We start from the raw sequence: 340 nt of genomic DNA, 5'->3' as shown, positions 1-340 counted from the left end.
AACCCGAAGGTCGTAGGTTCGAGTCCTGCCTCCGCAACCATTAAAATGGCTCGTTGGTCAAGAGGTTAAGACACCGCCCTTTCACGGCGGTAACAGGGGTTCAATTCCCCTACGAGTCACCAAAAAAACAATTAAATAAGCGGGTGTAGCTCAATGGTAGAGTTCTGGCCTTCCAAGCCAGCTGTGAGGGTTCGATCCCCTTCACCCGCTCCAAAAAAATGGGATCATAGCTCAGCTGGGAGAGCACCTGCCTTACAAGCAGGGGGTCGCAGGTTCGAGCCCTGCTGGTCCCACCATTTGCGGCCTGGTAGTTCAGTTGGTTAGAATGCCAGCCTGTCAC

At 53.5% G+C, this 340-nt stretch carries 3 tRNA genes; all 3 read left to right on the top strand.

What is annotated here, in order from left to right:
* The first annotated feature begins 47 nt into the window (after positions 1 to 47).
* The 3 genes from IC173_RS20525 (at position 48) to IC173_RS20515 (ending at position 296) form a co-directional block, all read left to right on the top strand.
* Positions 48 to 122 (top strand) — tRNA-Glu (locus tag IC173_RS20525).
* A gap of 17 nt (positions 123 to 139) precedes the next feature.
* Positions 140 to 213 (top strand) — tRNA-Gly (locus tag IC173_RS20520).
* 7 nt (positions 214 to 220) lie between these two features.
* Positions 221 to 296: transfer RNA gene (locus IC173_RS20515), tRNA-Val, on the top strand.
* Positions 297 to 340 lie beyond the last annotated feature (44 nt).

It is taken from the genome of Clostridioides sp. ES-S-0048-02 (assembly GCF_020658495.1).
In the GTDB taxonomy this organism is placed as follows: domain Bacteria; phylum Bacillota; class Clostridia; order Peptostreptococcales; family Peptostreptococcaceae; genus Clostridioides.
Note: the sequence above shows the minus strand (reverse complement) of the source record. Positions and strands in the feature narration are given on the sequence as shown.